24 protein-coding genes are annotated in these 22,426 nt (G+C 62.3%); 18 read left to right on the top strand and 6 right to left on the bottom strand.

Annotation, left to right across the window (positions count from 1 at the left end; all coding sequences use genetic code 11):
- Window positions 1-103 precede the first annotated feature (103 nt).
- Complete coding sequence (locus AC1DSF_RS29270; RefSeq protein WP_478144926.1) at window positions 104-1,732, bottom strand: GMC family oxidoreductase; 1,629 nt, start codon at window positions 1,730-1,732, stop codon at window positions 104-106.
- A 146-nt stretch (window positions 1,733-1,878) separates the two neighbouring features.
- Complete coding sequence (locus tag AC1DSF_RS29265; RefSeq protein ID WP_478183963.1) at window positions 1,879-3,390, bottom strand: CoA-acylating methylmalonate-semialdehyde dehydrogenase; 1,512 nt, start codon at window positions 3,388-3,390, stop codon at window positions 1,879-1,881.
- Between the two features lie 165 nt (window positions 3,391-3,555).
- Here AC1DSF_RS29265 and AC1DSF_RS29260 point away from each other — a divergent pair, with 165 nt between their 5' ends.
- From AC1DSF_RS29260 to AC1DSF_RS29240, 5 genes are read left to right on the top strand one after another with little or no spacing between them, the layout of a single operon-like run.
- Window positions 3,556-4,722 carry an MlaE family ABC transporter permease gene (locus AC1DSF_RS29260; protein ID WP_478128829.1) on the top strand — a complete coding sequence of 389 codons (1,167 nt, stop codon included), beginning with the start codon at window positions 3,556-3,558 and terminating at the stop codon, window positions 4,720-4,722.
- Window positions 4,722-5,579 carry an ABC transporter ATP-binding protein gene (locus AC1DSF_RS29255; RefSeq protein WP_478128828.1) on the top strand — a complete coding sequence of 286 codons (858 nt, stop codon included), beginning with the start codon at window positions 4,722-4,724 and terminating at the stop codon, window positions 5,577-5,579. The genes AC1DSF_RS29260 and AC1DSF_RS29255 overlap by 1 nt, the downstream gene beginning before the upstream one ends.
- Window positions 5,580-5,584: 5 nt before the next feature.
- Window positions 5,585-6,571: an MlaD family protein gene (locus tag AC1DSF_RS29250; RefSeq protein ID WP_478144927.1), complete on the top strand. Its 987-nt coding sequence runs from the start codon at window positions 5,585-5,587 to the stop codon at window positions 6,569-6,571.
- A 10-nt stretch (window positions 6,572-6,581) separates the two neighbouring features.
- A complete protein-coding gene (locus tag AC1DSF_RS29245; protein ID WP_478144928.1) occupies window positions 6,582-7,271 on the top strand; it encodes an ABC-type transport auxiliary lipoprotein family protein in 690 nt (229 codons plus the stop codon).
- Window positions 7,272-7,289: 18 nt separating this feature from the next.
- Window positions 7,290-7,754 (top strand): metallophosphoesterase family protein, encoded by a 465-nt coding sequence (locus AC1DSF_RS29240; protein WP_478128825.1) that lies wholly within the window; start codon window positions 7,290-7,292, stop codon window positions 7,752-7,754.
- An 8-nt stretch (window positions 7,755-7,762) separates the two neighbouring features.
- Here the strand turns inward: AC1DSF_RS29240 and AC1DSF_RS29235 are convergent, their stop codons facing one another.
- Together AC1DSF_RS29235 and AC1DSF_RS29230 are read right to left on the bottom strand one after the other, a co-directional pair.
- The gene (locus AC1DSF_RS29235) at window positions 7,763-8,419 is read right to left on the bottom strand and encodes a MarC family protein (protein WP_478128824.1); all 657 of its coding nucleotides are present in this window, start codon (window positions 8,417-8,419) and stop codon (window positions 7,763-7,765) included.
- The gene (locus AC1DSF_RS29230) at window positions 8,420-9,166 is read right to left on the bottom strand and encodes an SDR family oxidoreductase (RefSeq protein WP_478128823.1); all 747 of its coding nucleotides are present in this window, start codon (window positions 9,164-9,166) and stop codon (window positions 8,420-8,422) included.
- Window positions 9,167-9,238: 72 nt separating this feature from the next.
- Here AC1DSF_RS29230 and AC1DSF_RS29225 point away from each other — a divergent pair, with 72 nt between their 5' ends.
- Together AC1DSF_RS29225 and AC1DSF_RS29220 are read left to right on the top strand one after the other, a co-directional pair.
- Complete coding sequence (locus tag AC1DSF_RS29225) at window positions 9,239-9,859, top strand: DsbA family protein (RefSeq protein WP_478128822.1); 621 nt, start codon at window positions 9,239-9,241, stop codon at window positions 9,857-9,859.
- 2 nt (window positions 9,860-9,861) lie between these two features.
- Window positions 9,862-10,548 carry a dienelactone hydrolase family protein gene (locus tag AC1DSF_RS29220; RefSeq protein WP_478128821.1) on the top strand — a complete coding sequence of 229 codons (687 nt, stop codon included), beginning with the start codon at window positions 9,862-9,864 and terminating at the stop codon, window positions 10,546-10,548.
- 12 nt (window positions 10,549-10,560) lie between these two features.
- Here AC1DSF_RS29220 and AC1DSF_RS29215 read toward each other — a convergent pair whose 3' ends face one another.
- Entirely contained in the window at window positions 10,561-11,514 is a 954-nt protein-coding gene (locus AC1DSF_RS29215) for a LysR family transcriptional regulator (RefSeq protein ID WP_478128820.1), read from the bottom strand.
- Between the two features lie 151 nt (window positions 11,515-11,665).
- Here AC1DSF_RS29215 and AC1DSF_RS29210 point away from each other — a divergent pair, with 151 nt between their 5' ends.
- Window positions 11,666-12,016, top strand: a complete 351-nt coding sequence (locus AC1DSF_RS29210; protein ID WP_478128819.1) for an alpha/beta hydrolase — start codon at window positions 11,666-11,668, stop codon at window positions 12,014-12,016.
- Between the two features lie 208 nt (window positions 12,017-12,224).
- On the top strand, window positions 12,225-12,593 hold the full coding sequence (locus AC1DSF_RS29205) for a DUF4148 domain-containing protein (RefSeq protein ID WP_478128818.1): 369 nt from the start codon (window positions 12,225-12,227) through the stop codon (window positions 12,591-12,593).
- Between the two features lie 97 nt (window positions 12,594-12,690).
- On the opposite strand, the gene hemB is transcribed toward AC1DSF_RS29205, so the two are convergent.
- On the bottom strand, window positions 12,691-13,695 hold the full coding sequence (hemB, locus tag AC1DSF_RS29200) for a porphobilinogen synthase (protein WP_478128817.1): 1,005 nt from the start codon (window positions 13,693-13,695) through the stop codon (window positions 12,691-12,693).
- A gap of 302 nt (window positions 13,696-13,997) precedes the next feature.
- Here hemB and AC1DSF_RS29195 point away from each other — a divergent pair, with 302 nt between their 5' ends.
- From AC1DSF_RS29195 to tuf, 9 genes are all read left to right on the top strand, one after another.
- Window positions 13,998-14,426, top strand: coding sequence for a CopD family protein (locus AC1DSF_RS29195; RefSeq protein WP_478128816.1), 429 nt, complete (start codon window positions 13,998-14,000; stop codon window positions 14,424-14,426).
- 5 nt (window positions 14,427-14,431) lie between these two features.
- On the top strand, window positions 14,432-15,547 hold the full coding sequence (locus AC1DSF_RS29190) for a VanZ family protein (RefSeq protein ID WP_478128815.1): 1,116 nt from the start codon (window positions 14,432-14,434) through the stop codon (window positions 15,545-15,547).
- 59 nt (window positions 15,548-15,606) lie between these two features.
- A complete protein-coding gene (locus AC1DSF_RS29185) occupies window positions 15,607-15,960 on the top strand; it encodes a (2Fe-2S) ferredoxin domain-containing protein (protein ID WP_478128814.1) in 354 nt (117 codons plus the stop codon).
- 10 nt (window positions 15,961-15,970) lie between these two features.
- Window positions 15,971-16,603, top strand: coding sequence for an alpha/beta hydrolase (locus AC1DSF_RS29180; protein WP_478128813.1), 633 nt, complete (start codon window positions 15,971-15,973; stop codon window positions 16,601-16,603).
- A gap of 48 nt (window positions 16,604-16,651) precedes the next feature.
- Entirely contained in the window at window positions 16,652-17,821 is a 1,170-nt protein-coding gene (locus tag AC1DSF_RS29175) for a D-alanyl-D-alanine carboxypeptidase family protein (protein ID WP_478128812.1), read from the top strand.
- A 174-nt stretch (window positions 17,822-17,995) separates the two neighbouring features.
- Window positions 17,996-18,373 carry a 30S ribosomal protein S12 gene (rpsL, locus tag AC1DSF_RS29170; RefSeq protein WP_028249584.1) on the top strand — a complete coding sequence of 126 codons (378 nt, stop codon included), beginning with the start codon at window positions 17,996-17,998 and terminating at the stop codon, window positions 18,371-18,373.
- Window positions 18,374-18,516: 143 nt separating this feature from the next.
- Complete coding sequence (gene rpsG, locus AC1DSF_RS29165) at window positions 18,517-18,990, top strand: 30S ribosomal protein S7 (protein ID WP_077002363.1); 474 nt, start codon at window positions 18,517-18,519, stop codon at window positions 18,988-18,990.
- An 83-nt stretch (window positions 18,991-19,073) separates the two neighbouring features.
- Entirely contained in the window at window positions 19,074-21,176 is a 2,103-nt protein-coding gene (gene fusA, locus AC1DSF_RS29160; RefSeq protein WP_478128811.1) for an elongation factor G, read from the top strand.
- A 55-nt stretch (window positions 21,177-21,231) separates the two neighbouring features.
- Window positions 21,232-22,425, top strand: coding sequence for an elongation factor Tu (gene tuf / locus AC1DSF_RS29155; protein WP_478183961.1), 1,194 nt, complete (start codon window positions 21,232-21,234; stop codon window positions 22,423-22,425).
- Window position 22,426 lies beyond the last annotated feature (1 nt).

Below are 22,426 nucleotides of genomic sequence, written 5' to 3'. Positions count from 1 at the left end.
GCACCGGGCAGGCCCGTTTGCGAGTGCCGTGACTTTATTCGGCGCACCGGTGCAGTGCATCGGGGATTACCCGTCAAACTGCAACAACTGGAAACGCTGTGAATCAGGCGTCGTTTTGACGCACCCATGCAGCCGCCTTCTCGGCCATCATCAACGTGGGGCTGTTCGTGTTGCCGCTGGTGATGGTGGGCATGGCGCCTGCGTCGACCACCCGAAGTCCTGCGACGCCGCGCACACGCAAGCGTCCGTCCAGCACCGCCATCGGGTCGCCGTCGGCGCCCATCCGGGTGGTGCCGACCGGATGGAAGATGGTGGTCGCGATATCGCCGGCGAGCCGGGCGAGCTCTTCGTCGGTTTGGTATTGCGGCCCGGGCTTCCACTCCTCGGGGCAATATTTCGCCAGGGCGGGCTGCGACGCGATGTTCCGCGTGACGCGCAGCGAATCGGCCGCGACTTTGCGGTCCTCGTCAGTGCTCAGGTAGTTGGGGGTGATGGCTGGCGCATCCTCGAAGCGCGGGCTCCTGATGTGCACGCTGCCGCGGCTGGTCGGGTTGAGGTTGCAAACACTCGCGGTGAAGGCCGGAAAGCTGTGGAGCGGCTCCCCAAAGGCGTCGAGCGAGAGCGGCTGCACGTGGAATTCGAGGTTGGGCCATTCATAGGCCGGGGAACTGCGCGTGAAGGCACCGAGCTGCGAAGGCGCCATGCTCATGGGGCCGCTTCGCTTGAAGAGATATTCCATGCCGATCTTTGCCTTGCCGTACACCGAAGAGGCCAGCACGTTGAGCGTCTCTGCGTTCTGGATCTTGTAGACCGCGCGGATCTGGAGATGGTCCTGCAGGTTGGCGCCGACGCCGGGCGCATCGAGCATCACGTCGATGCCATGCCGACGCAGAAGCTCGGCGGGTCCTATGCCGGAGAGTTGCAGGATCTGCGGTGTGCCGATGCTGCCGGCGCAAAGGAGCACTTCGCGCGTGGCATGGGCAACCACCATTTCGTGCCCATCCCACACTTGCACGCCGGTGCAGCGCGGGCTGCCGTCGCGCTGCGGCTCGAACAGGAGCCGCGACACATGCGCCCCGGTCCAGAGCTCGAAGTTCGGCCGGCCATAGCAGGTCGGGCGAAGAAACGCCTTTGCCGTGTTCCAGCGCCATCCGTTCTTCTGGTTGACCTGGAAGTAACCGACGCCCTCATTGCTGCCGCGATTGAAGTCAGTGCTGTGAGGCACGCCAGCTTGTACTGCGGCTTCGGCGAAAGCATCGAGGATGTCCCAGCGCAGGCGTTGCTTCTCCACCCGCCATTCGCCGCCGGCGCCGTGCATGTCGTCGGCTCCAAGGTAGTAATCCTCGTGCTTCTTGAAGGCGGGCAGGACATTGCTCCAGCGCCATTCGTCGTCACCCGTGATGCGCGCCCATTGGTCATAGTCGCGCGACTGGCCTCGCATGTAGATCATCCCGTTGATGCTCGACGAGCCGCCCAGCGTCTTGCCGCGCGGATAGCGCAGCGTACGGCCGTTGAGCCCCACGTCAGGCTCCGTGCTGTAGAGCCAATCCGTTCGAGGATTGCCGATGCAATACAGATAGCCCACCGGAATGTGAATCCAGTGATAGTCATCCCTCCTGCCCGCCTCGATGAGCAGCACGCGGCGTCGCTTGTCCGCGCTCAGGCGATTGGCCATGAGCGACCCGGCCGTGCCGCCGCCGATGATGATGTAGTCGAATGTGGTGTCGCTCATTGCGGCGTGCTTGTCTCAATGTAGTTGTGGTCTATACGCGGGCGCCAGTATGCGGCCGCCGCCGGGCCGCCCCAAGGCGAGCCGTGCCTCCCCCTCGGGGGGTGGAGTTACACGAAGCGAAGCGCAGTGAAAAGCCGGGGGGCCAATCATCTAGCCGTCGGCATCACGAATTCGGCCCCCTTGCCGATGCTCTCCGGCCAGCGCTGCATGATCGATTTCTGCTTCGTATAGAAGCGCACGCCTTCTTCCCCGTAGGCATGCATGTCGCCGAACAGGCTCTTCTTCCAGCCGCCGAAGCCATGCCATGCCATCGGCACCGGGATCGGCACGTTGATGCCCACCATCCCGACCTGGATGCGCCGCGAGAACTCGCGCGCCACGTTGCCGTCGCGCGTGAAGCACGAGACGCCGTTGCCGAACTCATGGGCGTTGATCAGGTCGACGGCTTCCTTCAGGTCGTGCACGCGCAGGCACGAAAGCACCGGGCCGAAGATCTCTTCCTTGTAGATGCGCATGTCGGGCGTGACGTTGTCGAACAGCGTGCCGCCCATCCAGAAGCCATCGTCGCAGCCTTCGCCCGCCGCCTTGCCGCTGAAGCCGCGCCCGTCCACCACCAGCTTCGCGCCTTCCTTCTCACCTTGGGCGATGTAGCCCGTGATGCGCTCGTGGGCAGCGCGGGTGACGATCGGCCCCATCTCCGCATCCAGCTCGGTGCCGTTCTTGATCTTCAACGTCCGGGCGCGTTCGGCAAGGAGCGGCATGATCTTTTCGGCCACACCGCCGACCAGCACTGCCACGCTGATCGCCATGCAGCGCTCGCCAGCCGACCCGTAGCCCGAACCAATCAGCGCGTCCACCGTCTGCTCGATGTCCGCATCGGGCATCACCACCATGTGGTTCTTCGCGCCGCCCAAGGCCTGCACGCGCTTGCCGTGCCGTGCGCCGGTCTCGTAGATGTAGTTGGCAATGGGCGTCGAACCGACAAAGCTGATGGCTTTGACGTCCGCATGTTCGAGCAGCGCGTCGACCGCTTCCTTGTCGCCCTGGACCACGTTGAACACGCCGTCGGGCAGTCCGGCTTCCTTGAGCAATTCGGCCATTCGCAGTGAAGGGCTCGGATCCGTCGGGCTGGGCTTGAGCACGAAGGTATTGCCCGCGGCGATGGCGACCGGGAACATCCACATCGGAACCATCACGGGAAAGTTGAAGGGCGTGATGCCGGCGACCACGCCCAGCGGCTGGCGCATCGTCCAGTTGTCGATGCCCGTGGAGACCTGATCGGTGTAGTCCCCCTTGAGAAGCTGCGGGATGCCGCACGCGAATTCGACGACGTCGATGCCTCTCGTGACTTCGCCTTGCGCGTCGGTGAAGACCTTGCCGTGCTCGGCGGTGATCAGATGGGCGAGTTCGTCCTTGTGCTTGTTGAGAAGTTCGAGGAACTTGAACATCACGCGGGCCCGGCGAATCGGCGGTGTGTCGGCCCATGCCGGGAACGCCGCCTGTGCGGCGGCTACAGCCGCGTCGACGTCGCTGCGGCCGGCCAGCGCCACAGTGCCCGTTGCCACGCCGGTCGCCGGATTGAAGACGTCCTGGCTGCGCGTAGACTTCGGCGCAGCGACGCGGCCGCCGATGTAATGATGGATGGGGGTCTTGCTCATCTGCATGACGTTCTCCTACCGGCGCCGGGCCGGCTGATTGCGTGAATGGGAAATCGACCGGAAATCGATTCAACCATTGATTGTGGCAAACGTTGGCCCCGAGTCCTGCTGCCGACTCGCGCGGTTACGATGTTGCACGCTACTGTCTTTCCCAACCACCACAGCATGCCCTCCGAGTCCCTGTCGCCCGCCGTAGCGCAAGATGCCGAAAGCATCAGGCCGCGCGTGGAGGAGCGCCGGCAGGACGACGGAAACTGGGCCGTGGCCAGCGGCCGCTGGACGGCGCTCGCGATGTCTTCGCGCCGAACCTGGGACGCGCTGTCGAGCAATCTCGCCGGCGTTCCGGCCAACGACGATCGGCTCTGGGATTTGCGGCCGATCGAGCAGCTCGACCACATCGGCGCGCAATTGCTCTGGAACCATTGGCACCAGGCGTGGCCGGCGAAGGTCGAGATGGACTCGCAGCACAAGGCCGTGCTGGACCAGGTCGCCCTGTACACCTGCAGCGCACCTGCCGAACCCGGTTTGACGCTGGCCGATCGTTTCAAGGCCTTTGCGCACAACGGCCCGCGCATGATGTTCGTGGCGCGCGATTTTCTACGACTCATCGGGCAACTCACACTGGACATCGGCAGGCTTGTGCGGGCGCCGCATCGCGGCCCCTGGCGGGACTTTTCGGGGCAGATTTATCAGTTCGGCACCACGGCATTGCCGATCACCGCGCTGGTGGGCCTCCTGATCGGGGTGGTATTGGCTTACCTTACGTCCCAGCAATTGCGGCAGTACGGGGCTGAAACCTTCATCGTGAACATCCTTGGCTTGTCACTGATCCGCGAACTCGGCCCCGTGCTGGCCGCGGTGTTGATCGCCGGGCGTTCCGGCTCGGCCATCACCGCGCAGATCGGCGTCATGCGAGTGACCGAGGAACTCGACGCCATGCGCGTGATGGGCATTCCGCACGGCTTCAGGCTCGTGATGCCCCGGGTGCTGGCGCTGGCGATCGCAATGCCGCTCATCAGCATGTGGACCTCGATGGCGGCGCTGTCCGGCGGAATGATCGCTGCCGATCTCTCGCTCGACATCTCTCCTGCATATTTCATGTCGGCGCTGCCGCGCGCGGTGCCGATGTCCAACCTCTGGCTGGCAATGGCGAAGTCGGCCGTCTTCGGCATTCTCATTGCGCTGATCGGCTGCTACTTCGGCATGAAAGTCAAACCGAACACCGAGAGCCTCGGCCGGGGCACGACATCGTCGGTGGTGGCGTCCATCACGGTAGTGATCCTCGTGGATGCACTGTTCGCGGTGCTCTTCAAAGGCGTGGGGTTTCGCTGATGGCCGAAGCAACAAGCGGCAATGCGTCCTCGCCTGTGGTTGATATCCGCAAGCTCTGGACCGTCTTCAAGTCGCCGGATGGCGAACAGGTGGTGCATCGCGATCTCGACCTCACGATCCAGCGCGGAGAAGTCCTGTCGCTCGTGGGCGGATCGGGCACCGGCAAGACCGTGCTGTTGCGCCAGATTCTGGGGCTCGAGCATCCGACCAAGGGCGAGGTCACAGTGCTGGGACATCTACCGGGGCAACTCGGCGCCAAGGAAGCCGCCAATGTCGGCATGCTCTTTCAGCACGGAGCGCTGTTCTCCGCATTCAGCGTTCTCGACAACATCGCGTTTCCGCTGAGGGAGCTCAAGCTGCTGCCCAACGATCTGATCCGGGACGCCGCGCTGGTCAAGTTGCAAATGGTCGGCCTGGATCCGAAGCACGCGTCCAAGAGCCCTGCCGATTTGTCCGGCGGGATGATCAAGCGGGTGGCACTGGCGCGGGCTTTGATCATGGACCCGCCATTGCTGTTGCTCGACGAACCCACAGCCGGCCTCGATCCCGAAGGGGCCGACGGCTTCTGCGATTTGCTGCTCGGATTGCATCGCGAACTCGGACTCACGGTGGTGATGGTCACGCATGACCTGGACACGCTCTTCGAGCTGAGCACGCGCATTGCAGTGCTGGCGGACCAGAAGGTCATCGTCGCCGGAACGGCACGCGACGTGATCGCCTATCCCCATCCGTTCATCCACGAATACTTTCTCGGCGGCCGTGGCCAGCGCGCCATGGAGGCGCTGCATGACCACTCCGCGCCAGCGCCGCTTGCTGCTCGCACGGGCAGCGGTGCGGCCCCCTCGTTCGAAAGGTAGCTGCCATGGAAAACAAGGCCCACGCCCTCGCCGCCGGAGCCTTTGTGCTCGGCCTCATCGCGGTGCTTGTCGCCCTGGTGGTCTGGCTCACGCGCGACGACACCGTGCGCAACATCTATGAGCTGTCCACCCGCGACGCGGTCAGTGGACTGCAGCCGCAGGCGATGGTCCGTTATCGCGGCATCGCGGTCGGCAAGGTGGCATCGATCGACTTCGACCCCAAGGTCAAGGGCAATGTCCGCGTGCGCATCACCGTTGACGAACGCGTGCCGCTCACGACGTCGACCTTTGCCACCCTGAGCTATCAAGGCGTGACCGGGCTGGCTTTCATTGCGCTCGACGACAAGGGAGAGTCGCAGGTGGCATTGGTGCCCGACAACAGCAATCCGCCGCGCATTCCGCTCAAGCCATCGCTGCTTGCTCAACTGCAGGACCGGGGCGAGGCGATCATCGGCAAGGTCGAGGAAGCGACGGGCCGCATCAATACGCTCTTCAGCAGCGAGAACCAGAAGCGCATTGCGGACGCGCTCGAGAACATCTCGCAGGCGGCGGCCAGTGCCAATGAACTCACGCGCTCGCTGGACAACACAGTGAAGACGGGCCTGAACCCGGCGCTCAAGGCGCTCCCGCCGCTGGTGGATCGCACCAAGGACACGATGATCACCGTCAAGGCTGCGGCCGGTGATGTTTCGCGCGTTGCCAAGAATCTCAATACCACCGTCGGCCGCCTCAATGCCGCGGACGGGCCGATCGATCGACTGGGCGAAGGTACGAAGGCTCTGTCGCAGGCGGTGGATTCATTCAACACGGCCACCTTGCCACGCGTGAACCGAGTTGCGGACGACACTTCGAGGGCCGTGCGCCGCCTCGGGCGCGCGGCGGAGGGCATCAACGAGAACCCACAATCGCTGCTGTTCGGTACGGGCGGCGTGGACGCGGGACCGGGTGAGCCAGGCTTCACGTCGCCGTCTGGTTCGACCGCCCGCCATTGAAGACACCATCATGAAAATACGTGACGCACTGAAGATCGCCGCGGCCGAATCTGGTGCAGGTCGCTTGTTGGCGATCGGCAGCTTCGCGGCCCTCATCGCCTTGGGGGGGTGCGGCGCTTTGCCCGACAAGCCCGCTCGTGCGACGCTTTACGATTTCGGCCCCGGACCTCTGGCGACAACGCCCGCAGCAGCACCAGCGGCCACGCCGGCGCTGCCGACGCTAGCACTGGCCGATTTCGACGCCTCGTCACGCCTGGACGGCACTCAGATGCTCTACCGCCTTGGCTATGCCGATGCGAACGAAGTTCACCCCTACGGTCAATCGCGCTGGAGCCAGCCGCCCGCCCAATTGCTGCGTCAGCGCGTGCGCGACGCCTTGGCCGCGGACCGGACCGTGCTCGGCCCGGAGGAGAGCGCGATGATCGCCCGCACCCAAGGCCGGGTGCCCGACACGCTGCGTGTATCGCTTGAGGAGTTCAGCCATTTCTTCGAATCGCCGGACAAGAGCGCAGGATGGGTTCGCGTGAATGCCACGCTCATACGCAGCAACGCGGGCGGCGATCGCGTCCTCGCGCAACGAAGTTTCGCGGCGCGGAGGCCCGCGCCGAGCAACGACGCGCCCGGAGGAGTGAAAGCGCTCGCCGCGGCCACCGATGCCGTCGTTGCGGATTTGGTCGCCTGGGTGGCGCAGGCTCGCTGAATCGACCGGAGCCGCGGCATGCAGCGCATCGGACTCATTTCTGACACCCATGGCCTGCTGAGGCCCGAAGCGCTGGCCTTCCTGCGCGGCTGTCAGCACATCATTCATGGCGGCGACATCGGCGAGCAACGGATCCTCGACGAACTGGCCGCCATTGCCCCGGTGACCGCAGTGCGCGGCAACAACGACATGGCGCCGTGGGCGAAGGACGTGCCGGACACGGCGGTGATCGAAATCGATGGCGTGCGCGTGTATGCGATTCACGACCTGGGGCAACTGGACATCGATCCCGCCGCTGCAGGCGTGCGTGTGGTGATGTCAGGGCACTCGCATCGGCCGCTTGCACGGGAAAGAGACGGCGTCCTGTACATCAATCCCGGCAGCGCAGGACCCAGGCGGTTCAAGCTGCCGATCTCGGCGGCCGAACTTCTGTTGGATGGCGGCGCCGTCACGTCTCGGATCGTCGAACTGGTAGCGCGATAACCGCAGCTTCAAAGGGTCCGACGAAGCACCGGGAAGAGCGTACTGAGTCCGACGGACATCACTTCGACCGCCAAGGCGGCGAGGATAAGCCCCATCAAACGCGTCATCACGTTGATGCCCGTCTTGCCAAGCACTCTCGCGATCGGCTCCGCCAGCGAAAACGTGACGCCGGTCGCGACACCGATCACGACGCCGTAGCCGACCAGGACCGCGAGTTCCCAGACGTGCTGCGCTCTTTCGGCAAAGATGACCACCGTCGACATGGTCGCCGGTCCGGTCAGCAACGGAATGGTGAGCGGCACCACCGCAATGGAGGCGCCGAGTGAAGCCTTCACTTCGGCTGCGCGGATTTCGTCGCTAGTGGATTTCGATTCGGCCGGCTGAGCGTTGAGCATGCTCAGGGAACTCATCAGCAGCAACATGCCCCCACCGACCTGAAAGCTCGCGATCGAGATGCCGAAGAACGAAAGCAGCTGCAGCCCCAATAGCGCGCTGACCGCTATCACGACGAACGCACTGAAAGCGGACACCCAGGCTGTGCGCCTGCGCTGCTGTTCGGTGCAACCGTGCGTATAGTGGATGAAGAACGGCACGATCGCCAGGGGGTTCACGATGGCCAGCAGCGTGATCAGCGGCTTGATCAGGTCCATCGTCTGGTTGGCCATCTAGCGCCCGCCTGTCACATCGAGAATTGTTGCCGTGACGTAGCTCGCCTCTGCCGAAAGCAGCCAGACAATTCCGTTGGCGACTTCTTCGGCGCTGCCTGTGCGCTTCATGGGGACAGTCGGTGCGAGCTGCGCAGCCCGATCGGGAAGTCCGCCGGACGCATGGATCTCGGTGTCGATCAGCCCAGGCCGCACGGCATTGACGCGAATGCCTTCATCGGCAACCTCCTTGGCCAAGCCGATGGTGAAGCTGTCGATGGCGCCCTTGCTCGCCGCGTAGTCGACGTACTGGCCCGGCGATCCGAGCCGCGCCGCGGCGCTGGAGAGGTTCACGATGGCGCCGCCGCTCCCGCCGTGCCGCGTGCTCATGCGCCGGACGGCCTCGCGGGCGCACACGAAGCTGCCGATCACGTTGATGCGCATCATGCGTTCCAGACGCTCCACCGTCATCTCGTCCACTCGCGCCTGCATGTCGACCACACCGGCGTTGTTGACCAGCCCGGTCAGCGGGCCGAGCTTGGCGTCCACCTTCTCGAACATGGCCCGCACCTGCGCTTCATCGCCCACGTCGGCTTGCACTGTGATTGCGGTTCCGCCGCCTGCGCGGATGGTTCGGACGACCTCGTCGGCAGCCAGCGAATTGCGCGTGTAGTTGATCGCGACCGCGTACCCTCGCTGCGCAGCCAGCAGGGCGGTAGCGGCGCCGATTCCACGGCTGCCGCCGGTGATCAGAAGCACCTGGTTCAAATCCCATCTCCTGCACGGAAGCCGTGCCTCAGTTAAAAACGACCGCATGGATTACACACCGAGGAGACGCCCGTGAGCCGCAGCATCGACTACTACTTCACGCCGCAAAGCCCATGGACCTATCTCGGGCATGCGAGATTCACCGACATTGCAAAGTCCTGCAATGCCGATGTGCGGATAAGGCCGATCGACGTCGGCGCGGTTTTTCCGGTTTCCGGCGGCCTCCCTCTGGGCAAGCGCGCGCCGCAGCGGCAGGCCTACAGGCTGGTCGAACTCGCTCGCTTTTCGCGTCACCTGGACATTCCGCTGAACCTGAAGCCCAAGTTCTTTCCTGTTGCCAGCGACGACGCGGCACGGCTCATCATCGCGGTAGACCTCCACGACGGCACCGAAGTCGCGTTGAAGCTCTGCGGCGCCATCTTTGCCGCTGTGTGGGTGCAAGAGCGCAACATTGCCGATCCGAAGGTGCTCGAGGCGCTCGTCACCGAGCACGGGCTTTCGCCGCGCCGGGTCGAGCAGTCGCTCAGCCAGGCCGTGCAGGAGCGCTACGAGGACTACACACAGCAGGCGATCGACGCCAAGGTCTTTGGCGCACCCAGCTATGTCGTCGATGGCGAAATCTTCTGGGGCCAGGATCGCCTGGAGTTCGTCGAACGAGCCCTCAAACAACAACCATCAACCGCAGGAGCATGACCATGGGTCAATTTATCGAACTCACCGCCAAAGACGGCTTCAAGTTTCCCGCGTATGTCGCGGAGCCGTCCGGCAAGCCCAAGGGCGCCGTGGTGGTCGTTCAGGAGATTTTTGGCGTGAATTCGCACATCCGCTCCGTGGCGGACGGCTATGCCGCCGATGGCTACCTGGCGGTCGCGCCGGCGACTTTCCACCGCGTGAAGCAGGGCGTCGAGCTGGGCTACTCGGAAGACGACATGAAGGCCGGCTTCGCGCTGAAGACGGCCGTCGAAGCCCTTCCGGCTCCGGGCGTGCTGCAGGACTTGCAGGCGGCAGTCGACTATGCAGCGAAGGCCGGCAAGGTCGGCATCGTGGGTTATTGCTGGGGCGGCCTGCTGACGTGGCGCGCCGCGGCAAAGGTGTCCGGCCTCGCGGCCGCGGCGCCTTACTACGGCGGCGGAATGACCACGCCGGAGGAAAGCGCGCTCAAACCGAATGTGCCGGTGCTCGCGCACTTCGGCAGCAATGACCACTGGATCCCACTCGACACAGTTGAAGCTTTCAAGAAGGCGCATCCTGACGTCGAGGTGCATGTCTACGAATGCGGACACGGTTTCAACTGCGATCAGCGCGGCTCCTATGACGCCGAAGCCGCCAAGCTTGCACGGCAACGGACCGTCGCCTTCTTCGCCAAGCATCTCGCTGCTTGAGCGCAGGGAGCCTCAGCTCGGCGCCTTTGCCGGGCTGCGGCGCCGGGGCGCAATGCGCCGCGTCGATTTGATCGGTCGCTCTGACTTTCGGATGCGCAACTCCAGGAAGTCGAGCAGCGCGCGCAGTGCGGCACTGTTGTGGCGGCGCTGGGTATATGCCGCATACAGCCATAGATCGGTCGGCATGTAGTCCTTCAACACCGGCACGAGCGCACCGCGCTCGATGTGGGGCTGAGCCATCGCCATCGGAACGCACACCGCGCCGAGTCCGGTGAGCGCAATGGCCGTCAGCAAGGCGGTGTCGTTGGCGTCCATGCGGCTGGACACCGGAACGCTGTAGGGCTCTCCGTCGACCTCGAACGGCAGGCTCGGCGTGGTGCCCAGCAATGAGTACGTCAGGACGTCATGCTGGCGCATGTCGTCCGGCTTTTCGGGCAGGCCGCGCTTGGCCCAATAGCTGGGTGTGGCGCAAAGCGCCAGATCCATCACCTGCAATCGCCGGACGATCAGGTTTTCGTCTCGGATGCGTCCGAGGCGCAGAGCGATGTCGACGCCTTCCTCGACCAGGTCGATGACACGGTTGCTCATGTGCAGGCTCAAGTGCACATCCGGGTACATGGACATGAACTCGCCAACCAAGTCAGGGAATGTGCTCTGGGCGAGCCCGTGCGGCGCCGTGATCCGCAGCCGTCCACGCGGATGGCCGGCGTGATCCTGCAGTTCACTTTGCGTGAGTTCGATCATTTCCATCAGCGGCTTGCTACGCTCGAGCAGCAAGTGGCCGGCGTCGGTCAAGCTGACGGAGCGCGTCGAGCGGTTGAGCAGCCGTACGCCGAACCGCTCTTCGAGATGGGCCACGTACTTGCTGACGTTAGCCTTGGACATGCCGAGCGCGGTTGCCGCGCGCGAAAAGCTGCCTCGGGCGGCAACTTCGCGAAAGGTTTTGAGTAGATCAAGACCGTCCATTCAATTCCTATTGTTTCTGTTTGACGAACACGGCGGTTCATTTTCATAGGGGTTTATACCTACTCTTCAGTCGTAAGCTTCCACCTCACAGAACAGCGAAGGCTGATCTGGATGAACGACATCCCTCCCAAGTCAATGAAGGAACACTGAAATGAACGCCTTGAAGATCATCGCTGCAGCCGCTCTCTCGATTCTCGCCGCCGCTGGTGCGCAAGCCGAAACCTATGACGGCGTTCACGCACCGGTGTCTGCAAACAGCCGCGCCGACGTGAATGCGCAAGCCGTCGTTGCAGCCCGCACCGACAACCCGTATGCCGAAGCAACGTCGTCGCGCGTGGCACCTGCACTGACCGCTTCTGCTGATCGCTCGGCCATCCGCGCCCAAGCAGTCGCGACGGCTCACGAAGCGAACCAGAACCTGGATCGCAAAGCTTTTGTGAACAGCGTCATTCCGTCGCAATACAACATCGTGCGTCCGGTGACGCAACAAGCTGGTCTCTGATCCTCGGATCGCGACGGAGCCGGATCTCGCAAGCGCGCGGGTCCAGCTTCAGGCTGGCTGCAATAGGGCACAACATTGTTTCCGCCGAGGAAACGCCGTGTCTCTTTTCTCAGTGTTTTCCCCATGGTGATTCACCGGAAACTTCAACGCACAGGCCAGCGACAGCGAGCCTGGCTCAAAAACTCCGACGAATCAAAGGAACTGAAAAATGAAGACCTCGAAAATCCTCGCCGCTGCCGCTCTCTCGATCCTCGCTGCCGCAGGCGCTCAGGCCGAAACGTACCAAGGCGTGCAAACGAGCGTCTCGGCAAAGAGCCGCGACGAAGTCGGTGCCGAAGCCATTCGTGCCGCTTCCGCCGCTGACCAGAACATCCCCCGCGGTTCCCGTGGTGCGGAGCCGTTCAAGCCAGTCGCTGATTCGGCCACGGTTCGCGCTCAAGCCATCGCCACCGCGAGCGCTCCGGACCAGAACGTATCGGCTGGTTCGCGCGTGAACAGCCGTGTGATCTCGACCATGAACAATCAGGCTCAGCCGCGCGTTCAAGCCCAAAAGGAAGGCGCAGCCACGGCCAAGTAATTCTGGCTGTCTGCTGAGCAAATAAAAAAAGAGCCGGACGGCGCGCGAGCGCCGACCGGCTCTTTTTTTATGTGCCTGCTGCAGCCTCGTTTGCCTCTCAACCCTGCTTCAGCAGCCGCGCTGCCTCGAGCGCGAAATAGGTGAGCACACCATCAGCCCCGGCCCGCTTGAATGCCAGGAGGCTCTCGAGCATCACTCCGTCGTGGTCGAGCCAACCGTTCTGTGCCGCCGCCTTGAGCATCGCGTATTCACCGCTTACCTGGTAGGCGAATGTCGGCACATGGAACTCGTCCTTCACTCGCCGAACAATGTCGAGGTACGGCATCCCGGGCTTGACCATCACCATGTCCGCGCCCTCGGCGATGTCAATCGCGACTTCGCGCAAGGCTTCGTCGCTGTTGCCGGGGTCCATCTGGTAGACCTTCTTGTTGCTCTTGCCAAGGTTTGTGGCCGAACCGACCGCATCGCGAAATGGCCCATAGAAGGCGCTGGCGTACTTCGCGCTGTAGGCCATGATCCGCGTGTGAATGTCGCCACGCGCTTCCAGCGCATGGCGGATCGCGCCGATCCGGCCGTCCATCATGTCGCTTGGTGCCACGATGTCCACGCCTGCCTGCGATTGCGTGAGTGCCTGCTTGACCAGTACTTCTACTGTGGGATCGTTGAGGATGTACCCGGTCTCGTCGAGGAGGCCGTCCTGGCCATGGCTGGTGTAAGGGTCCAGCGCGACGTCGGTCATCACTCCGAGTTCCGGGAACCTTGCCTTCAACGCCGCAACCACCCGCGGAACCAGGCCGTTCGGATTGCAAGCTTCATCGCCTCCCGGCGTCTTGAGACTTGGGTCGATCACGGGAAACAAGGCGATCACCGGAACGCCCAGTTCAACGCATTCCTCGGCCACGAGCAAAAGGGTGTCCAGGCTCAGCCGCTCCACCCCCGGCATCGAGGGGACCGCGTCGCGTCGCTTTTCCCCTTCTTGCACGAAAACGGGATAGATCAGGTCGTGCGCCGAGAGCCTGTGCTCGCGTACCAGGTTGCGCGTGAAGGCGTCCCGGCGAAGGCGGCGCGGCCGACCTGCGGGGAAGGGGGCATGAAGGGTCATGTCGAAAATTGTGCCCCAAGACATCCGAGAACTCTTTGGCCTCTTTGAGTCAGCTCCAAACAAAATCGCGCGAAAACGAACTCTTCTTGTTGCGTTTCCAAGCCGAATGTTCGAAAAAAGTCACCGTTAGCTTGATAGGTTGTTTTGCCTTTGTTAAATTCTGTCTTGGGCGGCTTGCCGCTCCCCGCTTTTCCTCCCTGAGCGGGTGCCTTGATGTGTGACAGCAAAAGGGCTTCCCAGCCCGGCGTTTTTGGCGCCGGGCTTTTTTTTGCCTTCAGGCACACCCACTACACTGCAGCACCATGCTTTGGGTCAAATCGCTGCACATCGTCTTCATCACCAGCTGGTTTGCGGGCCTGTTCTATTTGCCGCGAATCTTCGTCAATCTGGCGATGGTCGCGCCCGAGTCAGTTTCGGAACGTGCGCGGCTTTTGCTCATGGCGCGAAAGCTTTTTCGCTTCACTACATTCCTCGCGGTCCCGGCAATCGGCTTCGGCGCCTGGCTATGGCTCGGCTATGGCATTGGCCGCGGTCCCGGCAACGACTGGATGCACGCGAAGCTGGCGCTGGTGCTTCTCGTGATCGGTTACCACCACGCATGCGGCGTGCTCTTGCGCCACTTCCTGGCTGGCGATGTCCGGCGCAGTCACCGCTGGTACCGATGGTTCAACGAACTGCCGGTGTTTCTTTTGCTCGGAATCGTAGTGCTGGTTGTCGTCAAGCCTTTCTGAGCCCCGTGGCAGCGCCGCACAAATCCGTCGCCCTTCCGCTGACACTGGCGTACGCGGCGCTCATCGTCTACGCAAGCCTTTATCCTTTCTCCGAATGGCGCGACCAGGGGATTGCTCCGTGGGCATACCTGGCTGCCCCATGGCCCAGATACTGGACAGCGTTTGATTTTGGAATCAACGTCGTGGGCTACTTGCCATTGGGTTTCCTGGCGGCCGTCTCCATCGTCCGCGCTCGGCCCGGAACGGGCGCAGCCCCAACCATTTTTCGCGCGACAGCTGTGGGTGCGGCAGTCTCCTTCGCAATGGAGACTCTGCAAAGCTATCTGCCCGCGCGCATTCCCTCGAACGTCGACCTGGGGCTGAACACCGCCGGAGCCCTTCTTGGAGCGGTGCTCGCAGTGGCATTCGAGCACTTTGGCGCTGTTGCGCACTGGCATCGGACCCGCTCCACGTGGTTCGTCGAAGAGTCTCGCGGGGGCCTTGTCCTGCTTGCACTCTGGCCACCCGCATTGTTGTTTCCCGCTGCGGTAACGTTCGGCCTCGGGCAAGTGTTCGAGCGTGTCGAAAACGGAATCTCCGAATGGCTTGTGGACACGCCATTTATCGACTGGCTGCCTGTCCGCCAGTTCGAGCTCGAGCCGCTGGTCCCAGGCGTGGAAATGCTCTGCGTCATGCTGGGCGCATTGGTGCCTTGCCTGCTCGGTTTTTTGATCACGCGCTCTATCGTGCGCCGCGCAATACTGCTGCCGCTGACGCTGCTGGTCGGTATTGCGACAACGGCTTTGTCGGCAGCCCTGAGTTACGGTCCGACGCACGCGTGGGCTTGGCTGAGTCTGCCGGTCCAGATCGGCATCGCGGCCGCGCTCTTCGTGGGCGTTCTTCTCCTGCCATCGAAGCGACGGCTTTGCGCGGCATTGCTTCTTGTGGCGGTCGTGGTGCATCTCAGCCTGTTGAACCAGGCGCCGGAAAGTGCCTACTTTGCCCAGACCCTCGCAACTTGGGAGCAGGGGCGGTTCATACGATTCCATGGACTGGCGCAGTGGCTGGGATGGATCTGGCCCTTTGCCACTTTGGGATATGTCCTGGCGGTGTTGTCGGGTCGCTCACGGGGAGTCTCCTAGGCGGAGCGACCTTGTCCCCGTGAATGCATCGGCGCTGCCGCGCTCCCTACAATGACCCGATGTCCAGAACAAGCCCCCCCGCGCCAGCGAGTTACTACGGCCGCCACATCTTCTTCTGCCTGAACGAACGCAAGAGCAGCGAAGACTCTTGCTCCAAGCACAACGCCCAGGGCGGGTTCGATCGCTGCAAGGCGCGCGTCAAGGAGGCGGGATTGTCCGGGCCGGGAAAGGTCCGCGTCAACAAGGCGGGCTGCCTGGATCGATGCGCCGGCGGCCCTGTGGCTGTGGTCTATCCGGAAGGCGTCTGGTACACCTTCGTCGATAAGGACGACATCGACGAAATCGTCGAGTCTCACCTGAAAAACGGCCAGGTCGTCGAGCGCCTGCTGCTCCCGCCGGACGTAGGTCGTTGATCTCCCGCCAATGAATTCGCACACTGAAAGACTCCTGCTGAATGGCGCAGCTGGCGCCATCGAGGTCCTCCGCGACCCGGCGGTTGAAGGAATCCCGCCGCGCGGTGTGGCAGTCATCGCGCATCCTCACCCGCTTTTTGGCGGGACGATGGACAACAAGGTCGTCCAGACGCTTGCTCGCGCTTTCGTTGCCTGCGGCTGGATTGCGGTGCGCTTCAATTTTCGCGGCATCGGGGCCAGCGAGGGCGTCCACGATGAAGGGCGCGGCGAATGCGAAGACATGCTTTCCGTGATCGAGCAAGTGGCGCTTGGCGAGCCTTTGGCGATCGCCGGTTTTTCGTTCGGAGCCTTCGTGGCGAGTTGCGCCGTCGAAAAGCTCTCGGGATCGCGGGACATCTCCCAGATCGTCCTCGTCGGAACGGCCGCCTCGCGATTTTCGGTCTCCAGTTTGCCGACGGAGTGGCACGAACGCGCTCTCGTCATTCATGGCGAGCAGGACGACACCGTGCCGCTGGCTGCGGTAATGGACTGGGCAAGGCCGCAGGCACTTCCTGTGACAGTCGTTCCGGGCGGCGGACATTTCTTCCACGGACAATTGCCGCTGCTCAAGAATCTCGTGACCCGCCACCTACGCGCGGGCTAGCTTCCTCCTCGCATTCCCGAATTTCCGCGTCCGCTTTTTCGCATCCTCATGAATCGCTTCGTCAAGGCGCTGCGCGCGTTTGCAGTAGCCGCTGCCGCTTCCCTTTGTCTAGCTGCGGTCGCCCAAGTGCCCGCACCACCGGAGGTGGCTGCGCGCAGCTTCTTGTTGCTGGACGTAACGGCCAACCAGATGCTGGCGCAGAAGGACATCGACAGTCCTGTCGAGCCCGGTTCGCTGGCCAAGCTGATGTCCGCCTATCTCGTCTTCGATGCACTGAAGTCCAGGAAGATCACTCTTGAACAGCCACTGCCAGTCAGCGCTCGAGCCTGGAAGATGCCTGGTTCGCGTATGTTCATCGATCCGAAAATGCACGTGCCGGCCGAAGATTTGATCAAGGGAATGATCGTCCAGTCGGCGAACGACGCCACGATGGTCCTGGCCGAAGCGGTGGGAGGCACCGTCGAGCATTTCGTCGAATCGATGAACGATCAGGCCAAGGTCCTCGGACTAAAGAACACCGTCTATAAGAACCCGGAAGGGCTTGCGGCACCGGGACAAGCCACCACGGCGCGTGATCTCGGCGTCCTTGCGACCCGACTGATCCGTGACTTTCCCGAGTACATGCATTTCTTTGCGATCAAGAAGTATCGCTTTCCGGGAACACCCTCCACCAACGACACCAGCCGGAATTTGCTGCTGTTTCGCGATCCGACGGTCGATGGGCTCAAGACAGGCCATACCGAATCCGCGGGCTATTGCCTGGTGGCGACTGCCAAGCGCGACTTCCCGAACCTCAGCGGCGGGCGGCGCCTGATTTCGATCGTGCTGGGGGCCTCCGGCGAAAACGCGCGCGCCAACGAATCCCAGAAGCTCTTGAACTGGGGCTATACGTCGTTTGATGACGTCCTCCTGTTTGAGGCCAATCAACCGGTGGCGACCCCTGCTGTCTGGAAGGGCAAGGAGAGCACTGTCCAGCTGGGAAGGCCCGAGGCGATCGTGGTGGCAGTTCCTGCAGGCTCCGCAACCAAGATCAAGACGCAAGTGGTCCGTCCAGATCCTTTGGTCGCCCCGTTTGCCAAATATCAGCCGGTCGGGTCACTGAAAATCACGCTAGCAGATCAATCCCTCGCCGACGTGCCACTGGTGGCGCTTGGCGCAGTTGATCAGGCAGGTGTCCTTGGCCGTGCATGGGATGCAATCCGCCTCTGGATCAAGTAGCAGTCCCGGCGAAATCGATCGTCTTTGATTTGCCCTGGATCTGCCGCCTTGCTATACTCGCGGGCTTTTCGGAAAAATCCGAAGGGTTTCACGTTTTCGTTATTCCCGGCCTCCTTACACCATGTCACGTCATGAAGAGGAATCTGGCCGGGGTGTTTTGGGACTTATTCATTCATGCCAACCATCAATCAACTGGTGCGTCAGGGTCGCGAGGTCGAAAAGATCAAGTCGAAGAGCCCTGCCATGCAGAACTCGCCGCAACGTCGTGGCGTCTGCACCCGGGTCTACACCACAACCCCGAAGAAGCCGAACTCGGCATTGCGCAAGGTTGCCAAGGTGCGCCTGACCAATGGCTTCGAAGTCATTTCCTACATTGGCGGCGAAGGCCACAATCTCCAGGAACATAGCGTCGTGCTGGTTCGTGGCGGTCGTGTAAAGGATCTGCCCGGAGTTCGCTATCACATCGTTCGCGGTTCCCTGGACCTGCAGGGCGTGAAGGATCGCAAGCAGTCGCGCTCCAAGTACGGCGCAAAGCGCCCTAAGAAGGCTTAACGCTTTCTGTCGTTCAGCGGTGCTCAATTGCCTTGGCGGGCAATCGAGCGAAGTGACCCGCTTTTGGGTCGAGTAAGTGAGGGCTCTAGTCGGCTCTCGCGGTGCCGGAAGCCGGTGCCAACTGAAGCAAAGAGGTTAGAAATATGCCACGTCGTCGCGAAGTCCCCAAACGTGAAATCCTGCCGGATCCCAAGTACGGCAATGTCGAGCTGTCGAAATTCATGAACGTGATCATGGAAGGCGGCAAGAAGGCGGTCGCAGAACGCATCATCTATGGTGCCTTGGACCAGATCGAGAAGAAGAACCCGGGCAAGGACCCGCTGGAGGCCTTCACGATCGCCATCAACAATGTGAAGCCGATGGTCGAAGTGAAGTCGCGCCGGGTTGGTGGTGCGAACTACCAGGTGCCTGTTGAAGTGCGTCCGGTTCGCCGTCTCGCCCTCTCGATGCGCTGGATCAAGGAGGCCGCCCGCAAGCGCGGCGAAAAGTCGATGGCCCTGCGTTTGGCCAACGAACTCATGGAAGCCACCGAAGGCCGTGGTGGTGCTATGAAGAAGCGTGACGAAGTGCACCGCATGGCCGAGGCGAACAAGGCCTTCAGCCACTTCCGCTTCTAAAGAGTCGTCCCCTAATCAGGCTGGCTGGAAGCCCGACCCACCGATGCGGTGGGCGGGCTTTCATCCGTTAATGGAGTAATTTCATGTCACGCAAGACCCCCATCGAGCGCTACCGCAACATTGGTATTTCCGCGCACATCGACGCCGGCAAGACCACCACGACCGAGCGCATTCTTTTCTACACGGGTGTCACCCATAAGCTGGGCGAGGTGCACGATGGTGCGGCGACCACCGACTGGATGGAGCAAGAGCAGGAGCGCGGCATCACGATCACGTCTGCCGCCGTGACCTGTTTCTGGAAGGGCATGGACCACTCCTTCCCCGAGCACCGTATTAACATCATTGACACCCCCGGTCACGTGGACTTCACGATCGAGGTGGAGCGTTCCATGCGCGTGCTGGACGGCGCCGTGATGGTGTACGACTCGGTCGGCGGCGTGCAGCCCCAATCCGAAACGGTTTGGCGCCAAGCAAACAAGTACAAGGTGCCGCGCCTCGCATTTGTGAACAAGATGGACCGCGTCGGCGCCAACTTCTTCCGCGTTCGTCAGATGATGGTTGATCGTCTACGCGCCAATCCCGTGCCAATCGTGATCCCCATCGGTGCCGAGGACAAGTTCCAGGGAGTCGTCGATCTGCGCAAGATGAAGGCAATCTTCTGGGACGAGGCCTCGCAGGGTATGAAGTTCGAGTTCCGCGACATCCCCGCCGAGTTGCTGGAGTCGGCCAAGGAGTGGCGCGAGAAGATGATCGAGAGCGCGGCCGAGGCTTCCGAGGAGCTGATGAACAAGTACCTTGAAGAGGGCGACCTCAGCGAGGCCGAAATCACTCTGGGTCTGCGTACGCGCACAATTGCCGGCGAGATTCAGCCGATGCTGTGCGGCAGTGCGTTCAAGAATAAGGGTGTGCAGCGCATGCTCGACGCAGTGATCGAGCTCATGCCTTCGCCTTTGGATATTCCGCCCGTCGGAGGCACCGACGAGGACGAAAAGGAAGTAAATCGTAAGCCGGACGACGCCGAAAAGTTCTCTGCCTTGGCGTTCAAGCTGATGACCGATCCATACGTGGGTCAACTCACATTCGTGCGTGTCTATTCCGGCGTGCTGAGCAAGGGCGACACGGTTTACAACCCGGTGAAGGGCAAGAAGGAGCGCATCGGTCGTATCGTCCAGATGCACGCTAACGAGCGCTTGGAGATCGAGGAAATTCGCGCTGGCGACATCGCCGCCTGTGTGGGACTGAAAGACGTGACTACCGGCGAAACGCTCTGCGATCCCGACTCCGTCATTACCCTCGAGCGCATGGAGTTCCCAGAGCCGGTTATCTCGCAGGCCGTGGAGCCGAAGACCAAGGCCGATCAGGAAAAGATGGGCATCGCACTGCAGCGTCTCGCCTCGGAAGATCCATCGTTCCGCGTTCGAACCGATGAAGAATCTGGGCAGACCATTATTTCGGGCATGGGCGAGCTCCACCTCGAAATCATCGTTGATCGCATGAAGCGCGAGTTTGGCGTTGAAGCCAATGTCGGCAAGCCGCAGGTTGCTTACCGCGAAACCATCCGCAAGACCGTCGAAGATGCTGAAGGCAAGTTCGTCCGTCAATCAGGCGGTAAGGGACAGTACGGTCACGTTGTGCTCAAGCTTGAGCCGAACGAAGCTGGCAAGGGCTTCGAATTCGTCGACGCAATCAAGGGCGGCGTGGTGCCGCGCGAGTACATCCCCGCGGTTGAAAAGGGTGTCATTGAAGCCCTGGGCCAAGGCGTGTTGGCGGGTTACCCGGTCGTAGACGTTAAGGTCACGCTGCATTTCGGCTCGTACCACGACGTGGACTCGAACGAGATGGCATTCAAGATGGCCGCAATCTTCGGCTTCAAGGAAGGGGCCCGCAAGGCAAGCCCCGTGATCCTCGAGCCGATGATGGCGGTGGAAGTCGAGACGCCTGAAGATTACGCGGGTAACGTGATGGGCGATCTATCCTCTCGCCGTGGCATGGTCCAGGGCATGGACGACATGATCGGTGGCGGCAAGGTCATCAAGGCCGAAGTCCCCTTGTCCGAAATGTTCGGCTACTCGACTACTTTGCGCTCGGCGACCCAAGGTCGAGCCACCTACACGATGGAATTCAAGCACTATTCCGAGGCTCCCCGCAACGTTGCTGAAGCCATCGTTGCATCCCGCGCCAAGTAAGCTCGAATTTTCAGTTGTCTGCGACTGTGTGCCCCTCGTTGCCCGTGGCGAGAAAATGGCAAAAGGAAAATTCACCCGCACGAAGCCGCACGTGAACGTGGGCACGATTGGTCACGTTGACCATGGCAAGACGACTCTGACGGCGGCGATCGCGACGGTGCTGTCGGCGAAGTTCGGCGGCGAAGCTAAGGCCTACGACCAGATCGACGCGGCGCCCGAAGAGAAGGCGCGCGGGATCACGATCAACACCGCGCACGTGGAGTACGAGACGGCCAACCGTCACTATGCGCACGTGGACTGCCCGGGGCACGCTGACTATGTGAAGAACATGATCACTGGCGCGGCTCAGATGGACGGCGCGATCCTGGTGTGCTCGGCTGCTGACGGCCCGATGCCCCAGACGCGCGAGCACATCCTGCTGGCCCGCCAGGTGGGCGTGGGCTACATCATCGTGTACCTGAACAAGTGCGACATGGTGGATGACAAGGAGTTGCTCGAACTGGTTGAAATGGAAGTTCGCGAGCTCCTGGACAAGTACGAATTCCCCGGCGACGACACCCCCATCATCCATGGCTCGGCCAAGCTGGCGCTGGAAGGCGACAAGGGCGAGCTGGGCGAAGGCTCGATCATGAAGCTGGCCGAGGCGCTGGACAGCTACATCCCCACGCCTGAGCGCGCGGTGGACGGTACGTTCCTGATGCCGGTGGAAGACGTGTTCTCGATCTCGGGTCGCGGCACGGTGGTCACTGGCGCGGTCGAGCGCGGCGTGATCAAGGTGGGCGAAGAAATCGAGATCGTGGGTATCCGCCCGACGCAAAAGACCACCTGCACGGGTGTGGAAATGTTCCGCAAGCTGCTGGACCAAGGCCAAGCCGGTGACAACGTGGGCGTGCTGCTGCGCGGCACCAAGCGCGAAGAAGTCGAGCGCGGCCAGGTGCTGTGCAAGCCCGGTTCGATCAAGCCGCACACGCACTTCACCGCCGAGGTGTACGTTCTGTCCAAGGATGAGGGCGGTCGTCACACGCCGTTCTTCAACAACTACCGTCCGCAGTTCTACTTCCGCACGACGGACGTGACTGGCGCGATCGAGTTGCCCAAGGACAAGGAAATGGTCATGCCGGGCGACAACGTGTCGATCACAGTGAAGCTGATCAACCCGATTGCCATGGAAGAGGGCCTGCGCTTCGCAATTCGCGAAGGTGGCCGCACCGTCGGCTCGGGCGTCGTGGCAAAGATCCTCGACATCTGAT

The organism is Variovorax sp. 01N429 (assembly GCF_056399425.1).
This window is presented reverse-complemented; position numbering and strand designations above follow the sequence as displayed.